The organism is Streptomyces sp. NPDC101225 (genome assembly GCF_044767585.1).
GTDB lineage: Bacteria > Actinomycetota > Actinomycetes > Streptomycetales > Streptomycetaceae > Streptomyces.
Window position 1 is genome coordinate 1 of the sequence record NZ_JBIWOE010000006.1, and the last position, 19828, is coordinate 19828.

Annotated in this window: 20 protein-coding genes; 12 read left to right on the top strand and 8 right to left on the bottom strand. The window is 72.5% G+C overall.

From position 1 onward, the window contains the following. On the bottom strand, positions 1 to 1214 hold a 1214-nt coding region (locus ACIRPX_RS10570), incomplete at its 3' end, for an acetyl/propionyl/methylcrotonyl-CoA carboxylase subunit alpha (protein WP_404191255.1). Between the two features lie 387 nt (positions 1215 to 1601). Between ACIRPX_RS10570 and ACIRPX_RS10575 the strand changes: the two genes are divergently transcribed. Then, complete coding sequence (locus tag ACIRPX_RS10575) at positions 1602 to 2123, top strand: hypothetical protein (RefSeq protein WP_404191259.1); 522 nt, start codon at positions 1602 to 1604, stop codon at positions 2121 to 2123. Here the strand turns inward: ACIRPX_RS10575 and ACIRPX_RS10580 are convergent. The 4 genes from ACIRPX_RS10580 to ACIRPX_RS10595 all read right to left on the bottom strand — a co-directional run bounded on the left by ACIRPX_RS10580 (position 2092) and on the right by ACIRPX_RS10595 (position 4796). Beyond that, positions 2092 to 2712, bottom strand: a complete 621-nt coding sequence (locus tag ACIRPX_RS10580; protein ID WP_404191261.1) for a Maf family protein — start codon at positions 2710 to 2712, stop codon at positions 2092 to 2094. The genes ACIRPX_RS10575 and ACIRPX_RS10580 overlap by 32 nt on opposite strands. A 47-nt stretch (positions 2713 to 2759) precedes the next feature. Then, positions 2760 to 2888 (bottom strand): morphogenic membrane protein MmpB, encoded by a 129-nt coding sequence (gene mmpB / locus ACIRPX_RS10585; RefSeq protein ID WP_404191263.1) that lies wholly within the window; start codon positions 2886 to 2888, stop codon positions 2760 to 2762. A 70-nt stretch (positions 2889 to 2958) separates the two neighbouring features. After that, on the bottom strand, positions 2959 to 3168 hold the full coding sequence (locus ACIRPX_RS10590; RefSeq protein ID WP_404191266.1) for an acyl-CoA carboxylase subunit epsilon: 210 nt from the start codon (positions 3166 to 3168) through the stop codon (positions 2959 to 2961). A 17-nt stretch (positions 3169 to 3185) separates the two neighbouring features. Next, entirely contained in the window at positions 3186 to 4796 is a 1611-nt protein-coding gene (locus tag ACIRPX_RS10595) for an acyl-CoA carboxylase subunit beta (RefSeq protein ID WP_404191269.1), read from the bottom strand. Positions 4797 to 4906: 110 nt separating this feature from the next. On the opposite strand from ACIRPX_RS10595, the gene ACIRPX_RS10600 reads away from it, so the two are divergent. After that, positions 4907 to 5767, top strand: a complete 861-nt coding sequence (locus ACIRPX_RS10600) for a biotin--[acetyl-CoA-carboxylase] ligase (RefSeq protein WP_404191271.1) — start codon at positions 4907 to 4909, stop codon at positions 5765 to 5767. A gap of 123 nt (positions 5768 to 5890) precedes the next feature. Beyond that, positions 5891 to 7015: an adenylate/guanylate cyclase domain-containing protein gene (locus tag ACIRPX_RS10605; RefSeq protein ID WP_404191274.1), complete on the top strand. Its 1125-nt coding sequence runs from the start codon at positions 5891 to 5893 to the stop codon at positions 7013 to 7015. 51 nt (positions 7016 to 7066) lie between these two features. Here ACIRPX_RS10605 and ACIRPX_RS10610 read toward each other — a convergent pair whose 3' ends face one another. Continuing rightward, positions 7067 to 7636 carry a hypothetical protein gene (locus ACIRPX_RS10610; RefSeq protein WP_404191276.1) on the bottom strand — a complete coding sequence of 190 codons (570 nt, stop codon included), beginning with the start codon at positions 7634 to 7636 and terminating at the stop codon, positions 7067 to 7069. Positions 7637 to 7818: 182 nt separating this feature from the next. Here ACIRPX_RS10610 and ACIRPX_RS10615 point away from each other — a divergent pair, with 182 nt between their 5' ends. The 3 genes from ACIRPX_RS10615 to hutH all read left to right on the top strand — a co-directional run bounded on the left by ACIRPX_RS10615 (position 7819) and on the right by hutH (position 11487). Continuing rightward, positions 7819 to 8628 carry an enoyl-CoA hydratase/isomerase family protein gene (locus tag ACIRPX_RS10615; RefSeq protein WP_404191279.1) on the top strand — a complete coding sequence of 270 codons (810 nt, stop codon included), beginning with the start codon at positions 7819 to 7821 and terminating at the stop codon, positions 8626 to 8628. Between the two features lie 84 nt (positions 8629 to 8712). Then, entirely contained in the window at positions 8713 to 9858 is a 1146-nt protein-coding gene (locus ACIRPX_RS10620; protein ID WP_404191281.1) for a diguanylate cyclase domain-containing protein, read from the top strand. 90 nt (positions 9859 to 9948) lie between these two features. Continuing rightward, entirely contained in the window at positions 9949 to 11487 is a 1539-nt protein-coding gene (gene hutH, locus ACIRPX_RS10625; protein ID WP_404192121.1) for a histidine ammonia-lyase, read from the top strand. A gap of 58 nt (positions 11488 to 11545) precedes the next feature. Here the strand turns inward: hutH and ACIRPX_RS10630 are convergent, their stop codons facing one another. Then, positions 11546 to 11860, bottom strand: a complete 315-nt coding sequence (locus ACIRPX_RS10630; protein WP_404191284.1) for an LPXTG cell wall anchor domain-containing protein — start codon at positions 11858 to 11860, stop codon at positions 11546 to 11548. A gap of 620 nt (positions 11861 to 12480) precedes the next feature. On the opposite strand from ACIRPX_RS10630, the gene ACIRPX_RS10635 reads away from it, so the two are divergent. The 3 genes from ACIRPX_RS10635 to ACIRPX_RS10645 all read left to right on the top strand — a co-directional run bounded on the left by ACIRPX_RS10635 (position 12481) and on the right by ACIRPX_RS10645 (position 16057). Beyond that, a complete protein-coding gene (locus ACIRPX_RS10635; protein WP_404191287.1) occupies positions 12481 to 13749 on the top strand; it encodes an Ig-like domain-containing protein in 1269 nt (422 codons plus the stop codon). A 146-nt stretch (positions 13750 to 13895) separates the two neighbouring features. After that, on the top strand, positions 13896 to 15329 hold the full coding sequence (locus tag ACIRPX_RS10640; protein WP_404191289.1) for an ABC transporter permease: 1434 nt from the start codon (positions 13896 to 13898) through the stop codon (positions 15327 to 15329). A gap of 44 nt (positions 15330 to 15373) precedes the next feature. Further along, entirely contained in the window at positions 15374 to 16057 is a 684-nt protein-coding gene (locus tag ACIRPX_RS10645) for an ABC transporter ATP-binding protein (protein WP_404191292.1), read from the top strand. Between the two features lie 125 nt (positions 16058 to 16182). Here ACIRPX_RS10645 and ACIRPX_RS10650 read toward each other — a convergent pair whose 3' ends face one another. After that, the gene (locus ACIRPX_RS10650) at positions 16183 to 17088 is read right to left on the bottom strand and encodes a helix-turn-helix domain-containing protein (RefSeq protein WP_404191295.1); all 906 of its coding nucleotides are present in this window, start codon (positions 17086 to 17088) and stop codon (positions 16183 to 16185) included. A 170-nt stretch (positions 17089 to 17258) separates the two neighbouring features. Here ACIRPX_RS10650 and ACIRPX_RS10655 point away from each other — a divergent pair, with 170 nt between their 5' ends. From ACIRPX_RS10655 to ACIRPX_RS10665, 3 genes are all read left to right on the top strand, one after another. Beyond that, complete coding sequence (locus ACIRPX_RS10655; RefSeq protein ID WP_404191297.1) at positions 17259 to 18299, top strand: NAD(P)-dependent alcohol dehydrogenase; 1041 nt, start codon at positions 17259 to 17261, stop codon at positions 18297 to 18299. Positions 18300 to 18397: 98 nt separating this feature from the next. Then, entirely contained in the window at positions 18398 to 19144 is a 747-nt protein-coding gene (locus ACIRPX_RS10660) for a phosphodiester glycosidase family protein (protein WP_404191299.1), read from the top strand. 64 nt (positions 19145 to 19208) lie between these two features. Beyond that, positions 19209 to 19706, top strand: coding sequence for a hypothetical protein (locus ACIRPX_RS10665; RefSeq protein WP_404191302.1), 498 nt, complete (start codon positions 19209 to 19211; stop codon positions 19704 to 19706). Positions 19707 to 19828: the final 122 nt, after the last annotated feature.

Below are 19828 nucleotides of genomic sequence, written 5' to 3' on the forward strand. Positions count from 1 at the left end.
TCCAGGGCGCGGGCGGCGCGCTGGAGGGCTTGTTCGCGGGTGGCGCCGGTGACGATCAGTTTGGCGAGCAGGGAGTCCCAGGCGGGGCCGATGACGCTGCCGGACTCGACGCCGGCGTCCAGGCGTACGCCGGGCCCGGTGGGCGGGGCGAAGCGGGTGACGGTGCCGGGGGCGGGCAGGAAGCCGCGGCCGGGGTCCTCGCCGTTGATGCGGAACTCGAAGGAGTGGCCGCGCAGCTCGGGGTCGTCGTAGCCGAGTGGCTCGCCGTCGGCGATGCGGAACATCTCGCGGACCAGGTCGAGGCCGGCGACCTCCTCGGTGACCGGGTGCTCGACCTGCAGGCGGGTGTTGACCTCGAGGAAGGAGATGGTGCCGTCCGCGCCGACGAGGAACTCCACGGTGCCGGCGCCGACGTAGCCGGCCTCCTTGAGGATGGCCTTGGAGGAGGCGTACAGCTCGGCCAGCTGGTCCTGGGACAGGAAGGGGGCGGGGGCCTCCTCGACCAGTTTCTGGTGGCGGCGCTGCAGGGAGCAGTCGCGGGTGGAGACGACGACCACGTTGCCGTGGGTGTCGGCCAGGCACTGGGTCTCCACGTGGCGGGGCTGGTCGAGGTAGCGCTCGACGAAGCATTCGCCGCGGCCGAAGGCGGCGACCGCCTCGCGTACGGCGGAGTCGTACAGCTCGGGGACCTCCTCCAGGGTGCGGGCGACCTTCAGGCCGCGGCCGCCGCCGCCGAAGGCGGCCTTGATGGCGATGGGCAGGCCGTGCTCGCGGGCGAAGGCGACGACCTCCCCGGCCCCGGAGACGGGGTCGGGGGTGCCGGCCACCAGGGGGGCGCCGGCGCGCTGGGCGATGTGCCGGGCGGCGACCTTGTCGCCGAGGTCGCGGATGGCCTGCGGGGGCGGGCCGATCCAGGTCAGGCCGGCGTCCAGGACGGCCTGGGCGAACTCGGCGTTCTCCGACAGGAAGCCGTAGCCGGGATGGACGGCGTCCGCGCCCGACTCGCGGGCGGCGGCCAGGACCTTGCCGATGTCCAGGTAGCTGCCGGCCGGGGTGTCACCGCCCAGGGCGAACGCCTCGTCCGCGGCACGGACGTGCAGAGCGTCGCGGTCCGGGTCCGCGTAGACGGCCACGCTCGCGATCCCGGCATCCCGGCAGGCCCGGGCCACGCGGACAGCGATTTCGCCACGGTTGGCGATGAGCACCTTGCGCACGATTGAGGCTCCCTCCTTGAAACAAGCCGAGTTTAGGGACTGGCTACACGGCACTACGACCCGTCCCCAATGGTGAGCTTGCCCACACGGAGCGTGATACGAGGCTCGCTCGACCCGCGAAAGCCCTTGTCGCGCCGTGGCACGCAGGACTCCTCCGGGAAACCCTAGCTCTCCCATGTGGTCAAGGTCTCTGTGAGAGCGTGCTGCGGGCCACTCGGTTTCTTTGTGGAGTCCCTACGAATGGCCCAACGAATCTTTGCCCTCCGCAGAACCCTTGTCCCGGGGTTTACCCGTTAGTAGCGTTCACGATGTCCGGGACGTACTTGGGGTAACAGCAGCCGCGCCCGGCCCGTTCGGGTGCGGCGGTCGAAGGTGGGTGGGAAACCGGTGGTACGCAGACCGGTGGCATGGGTCGTGGCGATCGTGCTCTTCGTGGAGGCGTTCGGAGTCGCCGCGCTCAACTGGTTCCTGGGGATCGTGGTCGACCGTCAGGACATGTCCCTGGCCGGACTCGACTCCGACATGATGGCGAACTCCTCGAAGATCGGCGGGATCGTCTTCGGGCTCTACTTCGCCCTGTGCGGCCTGGTGGCGCTGCTCGTGGCCCTGCGCAACCGCCCGCCGGCCGGCTTCGGGCGCATCCTGCTGATCAGCGCGGCCGTGGTGCACGCGCTGCTCGGGGCGTTCGCCTGGGGGCTGGTGGGCTGGGGCGCGTTCCTGTTCATGGTGGTCGTGCTGGGGCTCCTCGTGCTGCTGCTGATGACCTACGACAGCCCGGCGGAGCCGACGGACGCGGCCGCGCCCGCGGCGCCCCCGGAGAACGACGACGGCGACAACGGCGGCCAGGACGGCGGCAAGGACGGCGGGAGCTCGCCCGTCACTTCTCCGCCGGCGCCCACAACTCCGTGATGCCCACGCCCAGCCGGGCGAGCAGCCGGCGGACCAGGGGCAGGCTGATGCCGATGACGTTGCCGTGGTCGCCGTCGATGCCCTCGATGAACGGCGCGCTGCGGCCGTCGAGGGTGAACGCCCCCGCCACGTAGAGGGGTTCGCCCGAGGCGACGTAGGCGGCGATCTCCTCGTCGGTGGGCTCGCCGAAGCGGACGACGGTGGAGGCGGTGGCGGACGCGTACCGGCCGGTGGCCGTGTCGTAGACGCAGTGGCCGGTCTGGAGTGTGCCCGCACGCCCGCGCATCGCCTTCCACCGGGCCGTCGCCTCCTCGGCGTCGGCCGGCTTGCCGAGCGCCGCGCCGTCCAGGTCGAGCACGGAGTCGCAGCCGATGACCAGGGCGCCGTGCACGTCCGGCCGGGCCGCCACGACGGACGCCTTGGCCTCGGCGAGGGCGAGGGCGAGTTCGGCGGGGGAGGGGGCGGTCACGGCGTCCTCGTCGACACCGCTGACGACGACCTCCGGTTCGAGGCCGGCCTGGCGCAGCAGATTCAGCCGGGCGGGGGACTGGGAGGCGAGGATGAGGCGGCGGCGGGACGCGTCTGTCATGCGGTCAGGGTAGTCGCGCGGGGTCGCTCCGCGAGCCGGGCCGGGGGCTACCTCAGCCCGACGACGATCATCGCCAGGACCATGGCCAGAGCCATGAGGAGACCGAGCCGCCGCAGCATGTCCTGCGTGTCGCGCAGTTCTTTCGGCGGCTCGTTCTCGGGGTCCGACCACAGCATGCCTCCAGCGTGCTGCGGGCGCGGGCCGGGCGCCTGAGTACGGGTACTCAAGTTGGCGCCCGGCATTGCCCTACCCGGGCCAGTAGGTGCGGGCCCAGGAGGTCGGGCCCGGCTGGGGCAGGCGGTGCGAGGCGATGCGGGACGGGTCGGACCAGGTGTCGCGGTCCCGTGTCGCGCCGGGCGGGACGGAGGCCTGCGCCGCGGCGCGGGCGCGGACCACCGCCAGGGCGGCGGCGAGCTCCTCCGGGGTGGGGTTGCCCCGTACGACCTTGATGTTCATGACGGCTCCCTGCCGGGCTAGAGGGGGATGTTGCCGTGCTTCTTGGGCGGCAGCGACTCGCGCTTGGTGCGCAGCTGGCGCAGGCCGCGGACGACCTGGGCGCGGGTGTCGGACGGCATGATCACCGCGTCGACGTAGCCGCGCTCGGCCGCGATGTAGGGGTTGAGGAGGGCGTCCTCGTACTCCTGGATCAGCCGGGCCCGGGTGGCCTCCAGGCCGCCGGCGGCGTCGGCCTCGGCGATGGTGCGGCGGTGCAGGATGTTGACGGCGCCCTGGGCGCCCATGACGGCGATCTGGGCGGTCGGCCAGGCGAGGTTGAGGTCGGCGCCCAGGTGCTTGGAGCCCATGACGTCGTAGGCGCCGCCGAAGGCCTTGCGGGTGATGACGGTGATCAGCGGGACCGTCGCCTCGGCGTAGGCGTAGATCAGCTTGGCGCCGCGGCGGATGATGCCGTCGTGCTCCTGGTCGACGCCCGGCAGGAAGCCGGGGACGTCGACGAAGGTGATGACGGGGATGTTGAAGGCGTCGCAGGTGCGCACGAAGCGCGCGCCCTTCTCGCTCGCCTTGATGTCCAGGCAGCCGGCGAACTGCATGGGCTGGTTGGCGACGATGCCCACCGGGTGGCCCTCGACGCGGCCGAAGCCGGTGAGGATGTTCGGCGCGAACAGCGGCTGCGTCTCGAAGAACTCGGCGTCGTCGAGGATGTGCTCGATGACGGTGTGCATGTCGTAGGGCTGGTTCGCGCTGTCCGGCACGAGGGCGTCCAGCTCCAGGTCCTCGCCGGTGACGGCGAGGTCGGCCTCCTCGGGGTAGGCCGGGGCCTCGGAGAGGTTGTTGGACGGCAGGTACGACAGCAGCTGCTTGACGTACTCGATGGCGTCCTTCTCGTCGCCGGCCATGTGGTGGGCCACGCCGGAGGCGGAGTTGTGGGTGCGGGCGCCGCCCAGCTCCTCGAAGCCGACGTCCTCGCCGGTGACGGTCTTGATGACGTCCGGGCCGGTGATGAACATGTGCGAGGTCTGGTCGACCATCACCGTGAAGTCGGTGATCGCCGGGGAGTAGACCGCGCCGCCCGCGCACGGACCGACGACCAGGCTGATCTGCGGGATCACGCCGGAGGCGTGGGTGTTGCGGCGGAAGATCTCGCCGTACGCGCCGAGCGAGGCCACGCCCTCCTGGATGCGGGCGCCGCCGGAGTCGTTGATGCCGATGACCGGGCAGCCGGTCTTCAGCGCGAAGTCCATGACCTTGACGATCTTCTGGCCGTAGACCTCGCCCAGCGCGCCGCCGAAGACGGTGAAGTCCTGGGAGAACACGGCGACGGGGCGGCCGTCGACCGTGCCGTAGCCGGTCACGACGCCGTCGCCGTAGGGGCGGTTGTTCTCCAGGCCGAAGTTGGTCGAGCGGTGCCGGGCGAACTCGTCGAGTTCCACGAACGAGTCCTCGTCGAGCAGCAGCTCGATCCGCTCACGGGCCGTCAACTTGCCCTTGGCGTGCTGCTTCTCGACGGCGCGTGCGGAGCCGGCGTGCGTCGCTTCCTCGATACGGCGCTGGAGATCCGCGAGTTTGCCCGCGGTGGTGTGGATGTCGATCCCTGGGATCTCTTGACGCTCTTCCGGCTCGGACATCGGGATGCGGCTCCCTGCCTGCTCAAAAGGGGGGACGGTTACTCATCCGTAGAGTAGTAGGGGGCCTACGAAACAGCAGTGCGGCGTTTCACACACCTAGGGTGGCTTGCATGACGCCGCGAGATGCTTCAGACGACAGCCGCTGGTCCGATCTGGACCGGCCTCCCCTCAACGCCAACGCGCTGCGCCGCGGCCTGGTGCACGAGGGCGGGCTGTGGCGTGACGTGGAGGTGGTGCCCAGCACCGGCTCCACCAACTCCGACCTGGTCGCCCTGGCCGAGGCGGGCAAGGCGGCCGAGGGCTCGGTCCTGATCGCCGAGGAGCAGACCTCGGGGCGGGGCCGCCTGGACCGGGAGTGGACGGCGCCGGCCCGCTCGGGACTGTTCTTCTCCGTCCTTCTGCAGCCGGGCGAGGTGCCGGTCGCCCGCTGGGGCTGGCTCCCGCTGCTCACCGGGGTCGCCGTGGCGACGGGACTGTCCCGCTCCGCGGGCGTGGACACGGCACTCAAGTGGCCCAACGACCTGCTCGTCTCCATCGGCGGCGAGGAGCGCAAGGCGGGCGGCATCCTCGCCGAGCGGGCCGGGGACGGCGGCGTGGTCGTCGGGGTCGGCATCAACGTCACCCTGCGGGAGACGGAACTGCCCGTCCCGCAGGCGGGTTCGCTGGCGCTGGCCGGGGCGGTCAGCACCGACCGCGATCCGCTGCTCAGGGCGGTGCTGCGCGCCCTGGCCGAGTGGTACGGGCGCTGGCGCGAGGCCGGCGGCGACCCGGCGGCCTGCGGACTGCAGGAGACGTACGCGGCCGGCTGCGCGACGCTGGGACGGGTGGTACGGGCGGAGCTGCCGGGCGAACGGGCGATCACCGGTGAGGCGGTGGCGATCGACGGCGACGGCCGGCTGGTGATCGCGACCGAGAACGGGGTACAGGAGCCCGTCGGGGCGGGCGACATCGTGCACCTGAGGCCCGCCTAGCACAGGGTGGGGGGTACGGCTGCCTGCGGCTGCGCGTGACGGGCGGGAGTGAGCTACCGCACACCTGCCGTACAGTTGAGGCCGGTCGATACCTGACCGTGGCAGATCGGAAGGGCAGCAGGCGTGACCGTCGACGACACGGGATCCGGTTCGGACCCGGACGGCCGGGTGGACCCCCATGCCGCCGACCCCGGCGACGACCCGCTCGCTCTGCGTCTGGAGCATCTGATCCTGGGCGCCGAGCGACGCTACACCCCCTTTCAGGCGGCGCGCAGCGCCGGCGTCTCCGTGGAGCTGGCCACCCGCTTCTGGCGCGCGATGGGCTTCGCCGACATCGGGCAGGCCAAGGCGCTCACCGAGGCCGACGTGCTCGCGCTGCGCCGGCTGTCCGGTCTGGTGGAGGCGGGACTGCTGAGCGAGGCCATGGCGGTGCAGGTGGCCCGCTCCACCGGGCAGACCACGGCCCGGCTGGCCGAGTGGCAGATCGACTCCTTCCTGGAGGGCCTGACCGAGCCGCCCGAGCCGGGGATGACCCGCACCGAGGTGACGTACCCGATCGTCGAGCTGCTCCTGCCCGAGCTGGAGGAGTTCCTCGTCTACGTCTGGCGGCGCCAGCTCGCCGCCTCGGCCGGCCGGGTGGTGCAGGCCGCCGACGACGAGGAGATGGTCGACCGCCGCCTGGCCGTCGGCTTCGCGGACCTCGTCGGCTTCACCCGCCTCACCCGCCGGATGGAGGAGGAGGAACTCGGCGAGCTCGTCGAGGCCTTCGAGACCACCGCCGCCGACCTGGTCGCCGCGCACGGCGGCCGGCTGGTCAAGACGCTGGGCGACGAGGTGCTGTACGCGGCGGACGACTCCGGGGTCGCCGCCGAGATCGCGCTGCGCCTGATAGAGACGATGGCGAACGACGAGACGATGCCCGAGCTGCGCGTCGGCATCGCCTTCGGCACGGTGACCACTCGTATGGGCGATGTGTTCGGTACGACGGTGAACCTCGCCTCCCGGCTGACGTCGATAGCTCCGCGCGACGCCGTCCTCGTCGACAGCGACTTCGCCCAGGAGCTCATCCGCACCGGGGAGGCCCCCGCCTCCGAGGCCGCGGCGGCCGAGGCCGCGGCCGCCGCGGAGAAGGAGGGCGAGGAGCCGCCGACGTACCGCTTCGCGCTCCAGCCGATGTGGCAGCGGCCGGTGCGTGGCCTGGGCGTGGTGGAGCCGTGGCTGCTGACACGGCGGAGCGAGGTCCGCTAGGAGCCGTTGCGAAGGTCCTGGCTGTCCGGTGGTGCGTGTGCGCGGCCGCGTTCAGCCGTCCGCGTCGGTGAGCGCGCCCACGCACAGGCCGACGAGCGGTACGCACAGGCCCACGCCGGGGCCGGGCTCCGGTGCGGGCGGAGGTGTGGTCCCGCCCTGCGTCGGGGTCGGGGTCGGTCGGGGCGCCGGGGCCGTCGTGCCCGGCGCCTGGACGGTGGCCGGGGCCGTCGGGGTGTTCGGCGCCTCGGGGACGGTCGTGGGGTAGGCGCCGGGGGCGGCCGGCGGGTCCTCCGGCGCCGTCGTGGTGGCCGGCAGGGGCAGGACGCTCGCGCCCGCCGTCGGTGTGGTGCTGACCCCGCCGAGCACGGACGCCGCGGACCCGCTCGCTCTCGGTACGGCCTCGACGGTGGCGGTCGTGTTGCCCGACCGGGCGGTTCCCGGGCCCGGGTCCTGACGCGGATCGGCCTCCGCGGTGCCGATCCCGCCGCCCCCCGATTCCGGCGCCATCCGCACCAGGCTCAGCGCGCCGGCGGCCAGCGCCAGCCCGCCGACGGCGAACAGGACCTTGCGGGGGCGGGGCCTGCGATGCCTGCCGCGTCCCGCCGGTGCCTCCGTCATCATGACCCCTCCCCGTCGGGCTCGTGTGCGCTTGCGCCCCCTGCGCGCCGTGGCGCAGGCACGCTACGCGCTGCCGTGGGCGCCGGGGCGGGAGTCGCGGTGATGTCACCCGAACGGGGACAGCGGACGGAAACCCTGCGATGATCGGGCCGAGACTTGTTAACCCGCGTTAACCGGAGGGCGTCATGGGTGAGGAGCGGTTCGGGGAGTTCGTGGTGGTGCGGCGGGACGAGGGCGAGGGTGCCGGGCACGTCGCCGAGCTCGTCCTGGACCGGCCCAAGGCCATGAACGCCGTCTCGACCGGGATGGCCCGTTCGATCGCCGACGCGTGCGCGGCGCTGGCCGCGGACCGCGACGTACGTGTCGTCGTGCTGACCTCCACGCACGAGCGGGCGTTCTGCGTCGGCGCCGACCTGAAGGAGCGGAACTCCTTCACCGACCTCGATCTGGTCCGGCAGCGGCCCCTCGCGCGGGCGGCCTACACCGGGGTCCTCGACCTGCCCGTGCCGACGATCGCCGCCGTGCACGGCTTCGCCCTGGGCGGCGGCTTCGAGCTGGCGCTGTCGTGCGACCTGATCGTGGCCGACCGCACGGCCGTGGTGGGGCTGCCCGAGGTGTCGGTGGGCGTCATCCCGGGCGGCGGCGGTACGCAGCTGCTGCCGCGGCGGGTGGGAGCGGCGCGGGCGGCCGAGCTCATCTTCTCGGCGCGGCGCCTGGAGGCCGCCGAGGCGCGGGAGCTCGGGCTCGTCGACGAGCTGGTGGAGGAGGGGCGGGACCGGGAGGAGGCGCTGGCGCTGGCCGCGCGGATCGGTGCGCACTCGCCGGTCGGGCTGCGGGCCGCCAAGCGTGCCCTGCGGCTGGGGCACGGGCTCGATCTGCGGGCCGGCCTGGAGGTCGAGGACGCCGCGTGGCGGTCGGTGGCGTTCTCGGGGGACCGGGCGGAGGGCGTGGCGGCGTTCAACGAGAAGCGGAAGCCGCACTGGCCCGGGGAGTAGCGGTGCCGGGCCGGGACCCGGTGTCGCTCACCCCACCGCCGTACCAATGACCCGAAACGCCCCAAACATCCCTAACCTGGAGTGATGGGTGAGGACAAGCGGCTCGCGGCCGTGGTCGCGCTGGCGCAGGGGATGGCGGCCGCGCACGGGTCGCACGAGGCATGGCGCGCGGCGGCGGCCGGCGCCTGCCGCGCGCTGGGCGGGAGCTTCGCCGCGCTGTCGGTGTGGGAGCGGGAGCTCGGCCGGCTGCGGGTCCTCGTGAACGTGGGGGAGCGGGCCGAGGGGGAGGACGAGTTCCCCGAGGACGAGTCCTACCCCGTGCACCAGTTCCCCGAGATCACCGAGTTCCTGCACGAGCGGTGGGCCGGGGGCGGTGAGCCCGACGCCTGGGTGGAGACGGCGCGGGGGCCCGCCGCGGGCGGCCGTCCCGGCTACGTCCACCAGCGCGTCGCCGCGCTGCGTCGGCGCGGTCGCGGCAGCTGTGTCGTCGCGCCGATCGTGCTGCACGGGCGGGCGTGGGGCGAGCTCTACGTCGCCCGGCCGGCCGGGGCTCCCGTCTTCGAGCGGGCCGACGCCGACTTCGCCACCGTCCTGGCCGCCGTCGTGGCCGCCGGGATCGCCCAGGCCGAGCGGCTGGAGGAGGTGCGGCGGCTCGCCTACACCGACGCGCTCACCGGGCTCGCCAACCGCCGGGCGGTCGACGGGAAGCTGGACGAGGCCGTCGAGGCGCACCGCGCGGACGGCACGGTCGTCAGCCTCGTCGTCTGCGACCTCAACGGCCTCAAGCAGGTCAACGACACCCGCGGTCACGCCGTCGGCGACCGCCTCCTCGAACGCTTCGGCTCGGTCCTCTCGCTGTGCGGGGCGATGCTGCCGGGGGCGCTGGCCGCGCGGCTCGGCGGCGACGAGTTCTGCCTGCTGGCGGTCGGCCCGTCCGCCGACGAGGCCGTCAAGGCGGCCGACGAGCTGTGCCGCCGCGCGGCGGAGCTGGAGCTCGGGGAGGGGGTCGCCTGCGGGGTGGCCTCCACGGGGGACCCGATCGGGCCGGTGCGGTCCGCCCGCCGGCTGTTCCGGCTTGCGGACGCCGCCCAGTACCGCGCGAAGGCGCTCCGCGCGGACCGGCCGGTGGTGGCGGGCCGGGAGGGTCCCGACGATCCGGTGATGCGGCTGGTCGACACCCCTTCGGTCCAGGATCCCGCGGAGCGGCGGCAGTTCCGGGGGCGGAGCTGACCCGGCCGGCGCGCCCGATCCGGTAAGGGGCGTAACGCCGACCCAGTAGTGACATCTTCGTCTTCACTGCGTACGCTCCTGAATATGGATATGCACACTGTGGTGGTGGGGACGTCCGGGGTGACCGCGTCCGACGTGCTCGCCGTGGCGCGCGGCGGAGCCCGGATCGAGCTGTCGGGGGAGGCGGTCGCGGCGCTCGCCGCGGCCCGCGAGATCGTGGACGCGCTGGCGGCCAAGCCCGAGCCGGTCTACGGCGTCAGCACCGGCTTCGGGGCGCTGGCGACCCGGCACATCGGCCAGGAGCTGCGTGCCCAGCTGCAGCGCAACATCGTCCGCTCGCACGCGGCGGGCCTCGGGCCGCGCGTGGAGCGGGAGGTCGTGCGGGCCCTGATGTTCCTGCGGCTCAAGACCCTCTGCTCGGGGCACACCGGCGTCCGGCCCCAGGTCGCGCAGACCATGGCCGACGTCCTCAACGCCGGGATCACTCCGGTCGTCCACGAGTACGGCTCCCTCGGCTGCTCCGGTGACCTCGCGCCCCTGTCGCACTGTGCCCTGACGCTCATGGGAGAGGGGGAGGCGGAGGGCCCGGACGGCACGGTCCGCCCCGCCGGCGAGCTGCTCGCCGAGCACGGCATCGCCCCCGTCGAGCTCCGCGAGAAGGAGGGCCTCGCGCTGCTCAACGGCACCGACGGCATGCTCGGCATGCTGATCATGGCCCTCGCCGACCTGGACCGGCTCTACAAGTCGGCCGACATCACCGCCGCCCTCAGCCTGGAGGCGCTGCTCGGCACCGACAAGGTCCTCGCCCCCGAGCTGCACGCCATCCGCCCGCACCCCGGGCAGGGCGCCTCGGCCGCCAACATGCTCGCCGTGCTGAAGGGTTCGGAGCTCACCGGGCACCACCAGGACGACGCTCCGCGCGTCCAGGACGCCTACTCGGTGCGCTGCGCCCCGCAGGTCGCCGGGGCCGGCCGGGACACCATGGCGCACGCCCGCACGGTCGCCGAGCGCGAACTGGCCTCCGCGGTGGACAACCCCGTCGTGCTGCCGGAGGGGCGGGTCGAGTCCAACGGCAACTTCCACGGCGCCCCGGTGGCCTACGTCCTCGACTTCCTCGCCATCGCCGCCGCCGACCTGGCCTCCATCGCCGAGCGCCGCACCGACCGGCTGCTCGACAAGAACCGCAGCCACGGACTGCCGCCGTTCCTGGCCGACGACGCGGGCGTCGACTCGGGGCTGATGATCGCCCAGTACACGCAGGCCGCGCTGGTGAGCGAGCTGAAGCGGCTGGCCGTGCCGGCGTCCGCCGACTCGATCCCCTCCTCCGCCATGCAGGAGGACCACGTCTCCATGGGCTGGTCGGCCGCCCGCAAGCTGCGCACCGCCGTCGACAACCTCACGCGTGTGGTCGCCGTCGAGCTGTACGCGGCCACCCGCGCCATCGAGCTGCGCGAGGGCCTGGCCCCGGCCCCCGCCTCGCAGGCGGCCATCGCGGCCGCCCGGGCGGCGGGCGTCCGGGGGCCCGGCCCGGACCGGTTCCTCGCCCCCGACCTCGCCGCCGCGGACGCCTTCGTGCGGGACGGGCGCCTGGTCGCGGCGGTGGAGGGCGTCACCGGCCCGCTGCGGTAGCCGTAGCGGACGCGAGGGGCCCTGCCGCACCCGGCAGGGCCCCTCGCGTCGTACGCGCTCAGAAGCCGAGGCGTTCCCGGCGTACCGAATACACCACGAAGCCGGCGCCGACCCCGAGGAAGAGGGTGCCGCCGATGACGTAGGGAGTGGTGTCGAAGCTTCCGGTGTCGGCGAGTTGGGTGTCCTCGGCGGAGGTGTCCGCGGTCGTCGACGCCACCCGTGCCTGGGTGGTGACCTCGGAGGCCGGGGTCGTCGCGGGTGCTGATCCCGCCGGCTGCTCCCCGCTCGCGTTGGCGGAGGGAACGAACCACAGGGCGCACAGGAGGGTCCCTGCGGCGGTGGCGGTCAGCAACGGACGGCGAGCGGATGACACGGAATATCGATCCCCTTGTGGCGCTGGCGAATTGGCCGTGTGGGGCGATGTTAGTGAAAGGCGTGGGTCACAGGAAAGTCACGGGAGCGACGGGCCTTGGGCTCCGGGCCTGAACACGCAGGAGACATCACGTTTTGTCCGCCTCCGGGGGGTGGAACCGTCCGTCGGGATCGGCGACCCCGGCGCGGACGGCGAGCGGGCGCGCACGCCGAGGAGGCTGTGACGTAAGACACCGCGGAGGCCCCGGCGTTCGTGGTGGATCCGTTCGGCCTGGTCAACACCGTGCCGGGGGCGGGGCTCGCACGGGCCGCGTGGCCTGCGGGGCCGCCGGCACGACCCCGATTCGCCGGACGGGGACCAGGGCGAGGATGATGCGTACGACGACGAGGGCGGCGGGGCCGGCATCGGCCTCCGGCGGCTCGGGACTTGCGTGGCCCCGGGCGGCAACCACCGCCCGGGTTTTCGTCGTCTCAAGCGACGCGCTGACCGTTTCCCGCACCACCCGCCCCGTCCGACGTGGCGTGCCCCACACATCCGGGCTCTGTGGAACGGGACGAACCGGTCGTAGCGTTGAAGTTCTTCAACGGGGACTGGTCGTGTTTTCCGGGGAATCGGCAACGATGGAGAAGCGTGTGATGACGAACAGTAAGCGGCGCAACGGCCTGACGGTCGCGTCCGCACTGCTCGGCGGGGTTCTGGCCCTTACGGCGTGTTCCGGTGGCGGCGGCGGTGACGCCTCGGGCACCAAGGGCAAGGACACCTCGCAGGCCAAGGCCGACGAGGCGGCGGCCAAGAAGTCCTCCGAGGCCGAAATCAAGATCACGCCGAAGGACGGCTCGAACAACGCCTCCATCAACAACTCGGCCGCCGTCACCGTCGCCAAGGGCACGCTCACCGGTGTGACGATGAAGACCGCCGACGGCACCGCGGTGGCCGGCCAGCTGTCCGCGGACAAGCTCAGCTGGAAGCCCAGCGCCCAGCTGGAGCGCTCGACCACCTACAAGGTCGCCGCCGAGGCCAAGGACGCCGACGGCCGCGTCGCGCACGAGAACGCCTCGTTCACCACGGTCTCGCCGGCCAACAGCTTCATAGGCAACTTCACGCCGGAGCAGGGCTCGACCGTCGGCGTGGGCATGCCGGTGTCGATCAACTTCGACAAGGCCATCACCGACAAGGCCGCGGTCCAGAAGGGCATCACGGTCTCCTCCAGCAGCGGCCAGGAGGTCGTCGGCCACTGGTTCGGCGCCAACCGCCTCGACTTCCGCCCCGAGAACTACTGGAAGGAGAACTCCACCGTCACGCTGAAGCTCGCGCTCGACGGTGTCGAGGGCGCCTCCGGTGTCTACGGCGTGCAGCAGAAGACGGTCACCTTCCACATCGGCCGCAACCAGGTCTCCTACGTCGACGCCAAGACCAAGCAGATGAAGGTCACGCAGGACGGCAAGACGATCAAGACCATCCCGATCTCGGCCGGTTCGCCGGAGCACAAGACCTACAACGGCACCATGGTCATGTCCGAGAAGTTCAAGGAGACGCGCATGAACGGCGCGACCGTGGGCTTCACCGACGACGACGGCAAGGGCGAGTACGACATCAAGGACGTGCCGCACGCCATCCGCCTCACCAGCTCCGGCACCTTCATCCACGGCAACTACTGGGGCGCGAAGTCGGTCTTCGGCAGCGTGAACACCAGCCACGGCTGCGTGGGCCTGTCGGACACCAAGGGCGCCAACGACAAGGGCACCCCGGCGTACTGGTTCTACAGCAACTCGATCGTCGGTGACGTCGTGGTCGTCTCCAACACCGGTGACAAGACGGTCCAGCCGGACAACGGCCTCAACGGCTGGAACCTCAGCTGGTCGGCCTGGAAGGCCGGTTCGGCCGCCTGACCCACCGCCGGCGCACAGCTTTCCGATGCCGCCCTCAGGGGCGGCATCGGTGTTTCCGGGCCTGTGCAGGGGGCAGCCACAGGCTTCTCATGCATCTCTTATGTCGGCCTTATCCAAGCATCACGCGCCGTCCCTACCTTGCGGCCATGTTCTTCACCTACCTGAGGCGCGAACTGCGCCGCCGCAGAAAGGCGGCCCTCGTCGTCGCCTCCGGGCTCGCGCTGGGCATCGCGCTGGTCATCGTGGTCAACTCCGTGTCCAACGGCATGGGGAAGGCGCAGGACAAGGTCCTCCAGTCGCTCTACGGACTGGGCACGGACATGACGGTCACCAAGGCCGCGACACCGTCCGCCTCCAGCTCGCAGCGCCCGCGCTTCCAGTTCGACGCGCGCGGCAACGACGACGACTCGAAGCAGAGCAGCGACCGGGTCATGGTGCAGGGCTTCACCACGCTCTCGTCCACGACCGTCTCCAAGGTCGGTGACCAGAAGGGCGTCTCGTCCGCCGTCGGCGGGCTGAGCCTCAACGTCGTCAAGATCAACGGCCAGTTCACCCGCGGCCAGTTCCAGCAGAAGCCCGGCAGCGGCGGGGCGCGCGGCGGTGGCCGGCCGCAGGGCGAGGTGAAGGGCGGCGGCGCCGACTTCGACGTCAACTCCTTCTCGGTCTACGGCACCGACGTCAGCCAGGCCGGACTCGGCCCGCTGACCTCCTCGAAGATCACCAGCGGCCGTACCTTCAAGACGACCGAGACCGACGCCAAGGTGCTGGTGGCCGACTCGGCGTACGCCAAGGAGAAGAAGTACAAGGTCGGTTCGAGCGTCACCATCAACAAGGTCAAGTACCAGGTCATCGGCATCGCGACGGCCGACAGCGGTGACTCGGCGGCCAACCTGTACATGCCCCTGAAGCAGGCCCAGACGCTGGCCGGCCAGAAGAACAAGGTCACCACGATCTACGTCAAGGCGACCGACTCCCAGCAGATCTCGGCGGTCAAGGCGACCATCCAGAAGAACGTCTCGGGCACGACCGTCACCACCTCCGCCGACCTCGCGGACACCGTCTCCGGCTCCCTGTCGACGGCGTCCTCCCTCGCCACCAACGTCGGCAAGTGGCTGTCCATCGCCGTGCTGGTGGCCGCCTTCCTGGTCGCCGGACTGCTCACCTCCTCGGCCGTCTCCCGCCGGGTGCGCGAGTTCGGCACGCTCAAGGCGCTGGGCTGGAAGTCGGGCCGGGTGACCCGGCAGGTCGTCGGCGAGGCCGTCGTCAACGGCCTGGTCGGCGGCGTCCTCGGTATCGCGCTGGGCCTCGCTGGCGCCTATGTCGTCACCGCCATCAGCCCCACGCTCCAGGCCAGCCTGGGCGGCGCGGCCGGCGGCGGCAACGGCGGTCCCGGCGGCGGCTTCGGCGGCGGCCGGCGGGCGGCGAAGACCCTGGAGGTCGCGCTGACCGCGCCGGTGAGCCTCACGACCATCGCCCTGGCGGTCGCGCTCGCGGTGGCGGGCGGTCTGATCGCGGGTGCCTTCGGCGGCTGGCGGGCCTCACGGCTGCGCCCCGCGGACGCGCTGCGGCGCGTCGAGTAGCGCCCCGCCCGGCATCCCACCCACGAACCCACCAGGAGCCACCCATGTACGAACTCAGAGGCGTCACCAAGCGCTACACCCGGGGCAAGGACACCGTCACCGCCCTGGACTCCGTGGACCTCGCCATCGCGGACGGGGACCGCCTCGTCATCCAGGGCCCCACCGGCGGCGGCAAGTCCACCCTGCTCCAGATGCTCGGCGGCCTGGACCGACCCACCGCCGGTGAGGTCGTCCTGGACGGGACCGACGTGGCGAAGCTGTCCGAGGCCCGCCTCACGAGGGTCCGCAGCGAGAACATCGGCTTCGTCTTCCAGAGCTTCAACCTCATCCCCACCCTCACCGCCCAGGAGAACGTGGAGACCGCCCTCGTACCCCTGGGGGTGAAGACGAGGGACCGCCGCGAACGGGCGGCCGAGGCCCTGCGGTCGGTCGGCCTCGGCGAACGCCTCGGGCATCTGCCCGGCGAGATGTCCGGAGGCCAGCAGCAGCGCGTCGCCATCGCCCGGGCGCTGGTGAAGGAGCCGAAGGTGCTGCTCGCCGACGAACCCACCGGCAATCTCGACGAGTCGATGCGCGACGAGATCATGGAGGTGCTGGAGCGCATGTGGAAGGAGCTCGGGCTGACCTTCGTCATGGTCACCCACGACTCCGCCATCGCGAAGAAGGCCCCGCGCCTGGCGACGATCCGCAAGGGCAGGATCACCGTCAAGGAGAACGCGGGAGCGTAGCTCCTGCCGCCCGCCCCTGACGTGCCTGATCCCCCAGGCCGGGTGGGCCGACAGCGAACCGCCCGCCGCAGGCGCAGCCTCCGGCGGGCGGTCCGTGCTGCCGCGAACGCCGGCGGGCCGCGGTCCTACGCCGACCGGCCCGCCCGGGTCGCGTCGGCTCCCCAGCTCGCCAGCAGTCTGAGCGCCTCGGCCGACGGTGTCCCCGGTTCGGCGTGGTACGTGGTCAGCGCCAGTCCGTCGTCGTCGGCCGCCCGGAACGACTCGAAGCTCAGGGTCAGCTCGCCCACCAGCGGATGGCGCAGCCGCTTGACGCCGTAGCTCTTCTCCTTGACGTCGTGCGTGGCCCACAGCCGCCTGAACTCCTCGCTCTTCACGGAGAGTTCGCCGACCAGCGCGGACAGCCGCGGATCGTCCGGGTAGCAGCCCGCCTCCATCCGCAGGAAGCTGACCATGTCGTGCGCCTTCTGCTCCCACTCCACGTAGAGATCGCGGTACTCGGGCTTCAGGAACACCAGCCGGGCCCAGTTCCGCTCCTGCGCGGGCAGCTGCGACCAGTCGCCGAAGACGGCCGCCGCCATGCCGTTCCAGGCAAGGATGTCCGAGCGCCGTCCGGAGACGTACGCCGGCACCGAGCCGTCCATCGTGTCCAGCAGCTGCCGCAGCGCCCCCCGCACCTGCTGGGTGCGCGGTGGCGGCTTCTTCTTGTGCTGCTTCGGCTTCGCGAGGTGGGTGAGGTGGGCGTGCTCGGCGCCGGTCAGCCGGAGCGCCCGCGCGATGGAGTCGAGCACCTCCGCCGACACGTTGCGCCCGTTGCCCTGCTCCAGGCGCGTGTAGTACGCCACCGAGACGCCCGCCAGCTGCGCCAGTTCCTCGCGCCGCAGGCCCGGCACCCGGCGGTGCCGTCCGAAGTCCGGCAGCCCCACGTCCTCCGGCTTCAGCCGGGCCCGCCGGGTGCGCAGGAACTCGCTGAGCTCGGCACGCCGGTCCAGAGCCGCGGAGGGCTCCCGCACGGGTTCGGGCTGTTCGTCCATACGTCAAGTATTCACCGTCGTACGCCCACCATCCTGACCCCGTCGGTGGTAGGCACGGCAGACGTACGCAAAGCCGTGGGCTGGGTGGACGGCGCGCGATCCAGCAGGCTCGGGGACATGCCCGGTCGGAAGGCAGCCGGGCGGTAACCACTGCTAGGAGACCCCTCGGCATGACCACTGTTGCTGCGTACGCCGCACCCGCCGCGAAGGCTCCCCTGGAGCGCACCACCATCGAGCGGCGGCCGGTCGGCGAGTTCGACGTCCTGATCGACATCAAGTTCGCCGGCATCTGCCACTCGGACATCCACCAGGCCCGCGAGGGCTGGGGCGAGGCGATCTTCCCGATGGTCCCGGGCCACGAGATCGCCGGCATCGTCTCCGAGGTCGGCCCCGGTGTGACCAAGTTCGCCGTCGGCGACCGCGTGGGCGTCGGCTGCATGGTCGACTCCTGCCGCACCTGCGAGAACTGCCTGGCCGGCCTGGAGCAGTACTGCCTGGGCGGCAACGTCGGCACGTACAACGCCGTCGGCAAGGACGGCGAGCCCACCTACGGCGGCTACTCGCAGAAGGTCGTCGTCGACGAGAACTTCGTCGTCCGCGTCCCCGACGGCCTCTCCCTCGACGTCGCCGCGCCCCTGCTGTGCGCCGGCATCACCACCTACTCCCCGCTGCGCCACTGGAACGCCGGCCCCGGCAAGAAGGTCGCCGTCCTCGGCATGGGCGGCCTCGGCCACATGGGCGTCAAGATCGCGCACGCGCTGGGCGCCGAGGTCACGGTGCTCTCGCAGTCCCTGCGCAAGAAGGACGAGGGCCTGAAGCTGGGCGCCGACCACTACTACGCGACCAGCGACGAGCAGACCTTCCAGGACCTCAAGGGCAGCTTCGACCTGATCCTCTCCACCGTCTCGGCCCCGCTGGACCTGGACGCGTACCTGGCCCTGCTGAAGACGGACGGCGCCTTCGTGAACGTCGGCGCCCCGGAGGAGCCCGTCAGGCTCAACCTCTTCTCGGTGATCGGCGGCCGCAAGACCCTCGCCGGCTCCGGCATCGGCGGCATCCGGGAGACCCAGGAGATGCTGGACTTCTGCGCCGAGCACGGCTTCGGCGCCGAGATCGAGCTGATCCGCGCCGACCAGATCAACGAGGCCTACGAGCGCGTGCTCGCCAGCGACGTCCGCTTCCGGTTCGTGATCGACACCGCGACGATCTGACCGGCACGACCGATCGGCGCGGGTGAACCCAGGGCCCCGGCACGAGCTGCCGGGGCCCTCGGCGTGCCACGGTGTCCGGGGCGGCCCGAGGAGCGATCGTGCGCGACCGCGTCCCGTCGCTGGTACGCGACCGCGGCCGCCCCGGCGCCACCCCGAGCGGGCACCCCCGGCAGGACGTGACCTGCCGGCTCACCGACGATCCGGTCCGCTTCACCCCCGCCTTCGGCGCGGACCTGCCCACCGGCTCCGGCGTGCAGGCCGTGCTGGACAAGGCCGGCCGGGTGGTCTCGGCGGGCGCGCGGGGCGGACGCGTGCCGGCGGGCGGGAGCGTGCTGCAGGGCATCGCCACCGCCGCGACCTGGCTGACCGAGCACGCCGTCCCCGGACGGCGCGTCCTCGTGCGTGAGGACGTCCGCGACACGGCCGGCCGCCGCGTCGAACGCGACGGCGGCGACTCCGTCGTGAGCGCGGCGCCCACCCTGGTGAGGAACGGCCGTATCGACATCGACGCCGCGGCCGAGGGCGTGGTGGACCCGCGGGACCTCTCCTTCGGCTACGCCCGGGCCGACACCCGCCAGCCGCGCACCATGGCGGGCGTCGACGGCAGGGGCCGGCTGATCCTGGCCACGGTCGACGGCCGCCGGACCGACGGCAGCGAGGGCTTCACGCTCCACGAGGAAGCCCGGTTCATGCGCTCCCTCGGCGCCGTGCAGGCCCTGAACCTGGACGGCGGCGGCTCCACCACGATGGCCGTGCGCGGCGTCCTCGCCGACCACCCCTCGGACGCGGCGGGCGAACGGCCCGTCGGGGACACGGTGCAGGTGCTTCCGGCCGGCGCCGGCTGACGGCCCCGCCGCCCGCGGTCCACCCCGCGCCGGTGCGGCGGCCACCGGCTGGAAGACTGCCGCCATGGACACCACAGCCGAGCAGATAAGTGCCCGGACAGCGGCCGCGTGGACCGTCGCGCTGGCGATCCTCGGAGGCTTCACCGGCTATGCCTGGGACGGTCCGTTCCTCGCCGTGACCTGCGCCCTCTCCCTGGGCGGCGGCGGGGCGGTGGGCACCGTCCTGTCCCGGCGCCGGATCATCGCGACCATTCGGCAGGGCCAGGGCAGGGCCGCCGCGCTCGGATACGCCGACGGCATCGCGGACATGATGGTGCTCGGGATCTCGGCCTACCGCGCCGCCGTCTTCCCGCTGTCCGGCCCCGACGCGGTGGACGCCGCCGAACGCGTCGCGCGCCGCAAGGCCGCCTACCGGCTCACGGCCGCCGACGGGCTGCCCCACCGGATCCGGGAGGCCGCGGCCGCCGCCCTCGCCGCGATCGACGAACGGCGCGACCACGAGGCCCGGTCCGCCATGGAGGACCTCATGCAGGCCGTCCAGGAGCAGCGCCGCGCGACGTGACGCGGCGGGCACCCCGTCCGCGTGGCCGGACCCGCCGCGGGAGGACGGCGCGGCCGGGTCCGTCCCCCGTGCGAGCTACCCGCAGGTGTCCACCGCACGGTGACGATCCCGGGCCGCCGGAT

What these genes read in the sequence shown, in the direction of transcription:
- ACIRPX_RS10580 (WP_404191261.1), bottom strand. Translation starts at nt 2,712, where the DNA reads ATGACAGACGCGTCCCGCCGCCGCCTCATCCTCGCCTCCCAGTCCCCC.
- mmpB (WP_404191263.1), bottom strand. Translation starts at nt 2,888, where the DNA reads ATGCTGTGGTCGGACCCCGAGAACGAGCCGCCGAAAGAACTGCGCGAC.
- ACIRPX_RS10590 (WP_404191266.1), bottom strand. Translation starts at nt 3,168, where the DNA reads ATGAACATCAAGGTCGTACGGGGCAACCCCACCCCGGAGGAGCTCGCC.
- ACIRPX_RS10595 (WP_404191269.1), bottom strand. Translation starts at nt 4,796, where the DNA reads ATGTCCGAGCCGGAAGAGCGTCAAGAGATCCCAGGGATCGACATCCAC.
- ACIRPX_RS10600 (WP_404191271.1), top strand. Translation starts at nt 4,907, where the DNA reads ATGACGCCGCGAGATGCTTCAGACGACAGCCGCTGGTCCGATCTGGAC.
- ACIRPX_RS10610 (WP_404191276.1), bottom strand. Translation starts at nt 7,636, where the DNA reads ATGATGACGGAGGCACCGGCGGGACGCGGCAGGCATCGCAGGCCCCGC.
- ACIRPX_RS10615 (WP_404191279.1), top strand. Translation starts at nt 7,819, where the DNA reads ATGGGTGAGGAGCGGTTCGGGGAGTTCGTGGTGGTGCGGCGGGACGAG.
- ACIRPX_RS10620 (WP_404191281.1), top strand. Translation starts at nt 8,713, where the DNA reads ATGGGTGAGGACAAGCGGCTCGCGGCCGTGGTCGCGCTGGCGCAGGGG.
- hutH (WP_404192121.1), top strand. Translation starts at nt 9,949, where the DNA reads ATGCACACTGTGGTGGTGGGGACGTCCGGGGTGACCGCGTCCGACGTG.
- ACIRPX_RS10635 (WP_404191287.1), top strand. Translation starts at nt 12,481, where the DNA reads ATGGAGAAGCGTGTGATGACGAACAGTAAGCGGCGCAACGGCCTGACG.
- ACIRPX_RS10640 (WP_404191289.1), top strand. Translation starts at nt 13,896, where the DNA reads ATGTTCTTCACCTACCTGAGGCGCGAACTGCGCCGCCGCAGAAAGGCG.
- ACIRPX_RS10645 (WP_404191292.1), top strand. Translation starts at nt 15,374, where the DNA reads ATGTACGAACTCAGAGGCGTCACCAAGCGCTACACCCGGGGCAAGGAC.
- ACIRPX_RS10650 (WP_404191295.1), bottom strand. Translation starts at nt 17,088, where the DNA reads ATGGACGAACAGCCCGAACCCGTGCGGGAGCCCTCCGCGGCTCTGGAC.
- ACIRPX_RS10655 (WP_404191297.1), top strand. Translation starts at nt 17,259, where the DNA reads ATGACCACTGTTGCTGCGTACGCCGCACCCGCCGCGAAGGCTCCCCTG.
- ACIRPX_RS10665 (WP_404191302.1), top strand. Translation starts at nt 19,209, where the DNA reads ATGGACACCACAGCCGAGCAGATAAGTGCCCGGACAGCGGCCGCGTGG.